The sequence below is a fragment of the Manganibacter manganicus genome (assembly GCF_002075885.1).
Lineage (GTDB): Bacteria > Pseudomonadota > Alphaproteobacteria > Rhizobiales > Rhizobiaceae > Mesorhizobium > Mesorhizobium manganicum.
This window is the reverse complement of sequence record NZ_MDET01000054.1, coordinates 1-2452: the sequence shown is the minus strand read 5'-3', so window position 1 is coordinate 2452 and position 2452 is coordinate 1. Positions and strand designations below refer to the sequence as shown.

2 protein-coding genes and 2 pseudogenes are annotated in these 2452 nt (G+C 60.5%); 2 read left to right on the top strand and 2 right to left on the bottom strand.

Going from position 1 to position 2452, the window contains the following annotated elements; genetic code table 11:
* Window positions 1-120: 120 nt before the first annotated feature.
* Complete coding sequence (locus BFN67_RS20480) at window positions 121-267, bottom strand: hypothetical protein (protein WP_080920626.1); 147 nt, start codon at window positions 265-267, stop codon at window positions 121-123.
* 277 nt (window positions 268-544) lie between these two features.
* Between BFN67_RS20480 and BFN67_RS24190 the strand changes: the two are divergent.
* Window positions 545-704: pseudogene (locus BFN67_RS24190) on the top strand (IS3 family transposase); the annotation flags it as partial.
* Between the two features lie 294 nt (window positions 705-998).
* On the opposite strand, the pseudogene BFN67_RS20475 reads toward BFN67_RS24190, so the two are convergent.
* Window positions 999-1652 (bottom strand): annotated as a pseudogene (locus tag BFN67_RS20475) (GGDEF domain-containing protein); the annotation flags it as partial.
* On the opposite strand from BFN67_RS20475, the gene BFN67_RS20470 reads away from it, so the two are divergent.
* Window positions 1593-2438, top strand: a complete 846-nt coding sequence (locus BFN67_RS20470) for an IS5 family transposase (RefSeq protein ID WP_080920771.1) — start codon at window positions 1593-1595, stop codon at window positions 2436-2438. The pseudogene BFN67_RS20475 and the gene BFN67_RS20470 sit on opposite strands and share 60 nt — an antisense overlap.
* Window positions 2439-2452 lie beyond the last annotated feature (14 nt).

Genomic DNA, 2452 nt, shown 5'->3' with positions numbered 1-2452 from the left:
AAGCGCGCCCGATGCCGCGATGTTGCCGGCGTCGAGTTCATCGCGGAGATTGGCGCCGGCGCCGGGCATAGATAGCGGCGCTGGGCGCCCCTGCGGCGGCGCGGCTTGCGCGAAAGCTTGTTACGCCTGAGAGGGACTAACCAAGTTCGCCATTTCCAGTTGTTCCCGTTTGTATCCGGCGTGTTGCGGGGTCCAAGTTTCGCCTTCACGATTGAACCAATGGCACAAGACGGAGCCCGAGGCAGCTGTAGCATCGCCGACAGTCATGTTGGGGCCTCCTGACTTCAGACGGACCACATCTCCGTCTTGAAATTGTCCGCCATCGTGGGCCCTCCTGATGTTTGAAAACGCTTAAAGGTAATCATACGTAGGACCTGGTGGCAACAGGCCAAGCGCTCGTCCAGTCGCAAGCGGTGTCACCCAGAATGGAGCGAAACCTTTTTGTAGCTTTCGGCTGCCGGAACAGAGACGCCATGACATTTCTCCGTTCGGAGCTGCATCTACAGTCAATCCCGGAGATCTGCCGCTAATGGCCGAACTCATGCGTGTTGCCCGCGAGCTGGATCGGCTGATCGCTGAGCGCGGCAGGCCGAGGTGCTATGGCAGCGAGTTCACCTCGAACGCCATCCTCGCCTGGACTGTCGAACAAGGGCGAATGGCACTACATCGCGCCGGGCAAGCCGATGCAGACGGATGCTGTAGAATAGCCCCCTTCTTCTCATTCGGCAGCCTTTCCACAGCCTTCGGCCTTTCCGGCCTCGTTCGCCATCGGGAAGTCGCTGCTGCATAGGCAGGTGCTGGCCTCCGTGGAATTTGATTGCCACTGGGATGCCGAATTGCTGCGCAGTTGGCCGTGAGAGCAACGCCGCCATACGCTGGCCGGCATCTGGTCTAGACCACGCGCTGAAGGCGGCAATCCGACCGACTGACTTACAGTCTGCGAGATGATAAATGCTCTGACTAGGGTTCTGTTCGCCTTGCTGGCCGTCTCGAAGGTTTCACCGTATCGACCGAACGCTTTTGCGCACGGGCGACTCCGGTCTATAAGGCAGCACTCGGTTGCGGCCACTCTGCTTGGCAAGATAGAGTGCCGCATCCGCCTGACGCTGAAGTTGCTCCGGTGACGCCGCCTCGCCAGCTTGCCCTTGAACCGCAACTCCGATGCTGAGAGTGACGCGGCGCGACACGCGAGATGCAGGATTGGGAAGAGCGGCAGCTTCAACGCTCTCACGAATTCGTTCAGCCACGGCGATGGCCTCCTTTTCATCCACTCCGGGCAGGAGCACGAGGAACTCTTCGCCGCCGTAGCGGGCCACGTGATCGCGATCGCGCCTCACATTTTGCTGGATAATGCCCGCGACCTTGACCAGACAGCGATCGCCCTCGGCATGACCAAGGCGATCGTTCAGTTTCTTGAAGTCGTCGATGTCGCACATCAACATAGCCGCACTGCCGTCGTTCCATAAGAGGTCGAGTGTTTCCGTCATCCAGCGCCGGTTCGCGACGCCTGTTAGAGCCTGACCTAAAAAGAGTTGAGTGATATCAGCAGGTTGTGATTCCGTCGGATTTGCGAAGATTCGATGGAGAGCACGATGCCGTGGACTGATATCACTCGGCGCGATTATGCCCGCGAGGCGGCGCGCTACGCAAGTGACCTGAGCGATGGGGAATGGGCGCTGATCGCGCCCTTGCTGCCTGGACCGAGGCCGGTTGGTCGGCCGCGTGTGGCAAACCTGCGCGAGGTGGTGAACGCAATCCTCTACATGGCGTCGACCGGCTGCCAATGGCGCATGTTGCCGAAGAACTTCCCACCCTTCACCACGGTGCAGAACTACTTCTATGCCTGGCGCGATATCGGCATCCTGCGCGCCGTCAACAACACACTGGTGATGGCGGCCCGGGAGCAGGAGGGCCGGGAGGCAAGTCCGTCCGCCGGCGTCATCGACAGCCAGTCCGTCAAGACCACTGAAAGCGGTGGTATCCGGGGCTTCGACGCAGGCAAGAAGATCAATGGCCGCAAGCGCCATATCGTGACCGACACCAGCGGGCTCCTGGTCGGCCTCGTCGTTCACAGCGCGGCGGTTCAGGATCGCGACGGCGCGGCGCAGGTGCTCAAGTCCATCGTGAAGCGCTGGCCATGGCTGCGCCACGTCTTCGCTGACGGTGGCTATGCGGGCCCGAAGCTGAAGGGCGCACTGAAAAGGAGCGGCTGCTTTGTGCTGGAGATCGTCAAGCGAACGGACAAGGCAAAGGGCTTTGAGCTGCTACCGCGCCGATGGGTAGTAGAACGGACCTTCGCCTGGCTCGGACGATGCCGTCGATTGGCCAGGGACTTCGAGAAAACGATCGCCTCGGCCGAGGCATGGATCTTCGTCGCCAGTATCCGACTACTCACCCGGCGGCTCGCAAAACCCCTGAAATCAAATCGATCTTTCTGAGTCAGGCTCTTAGA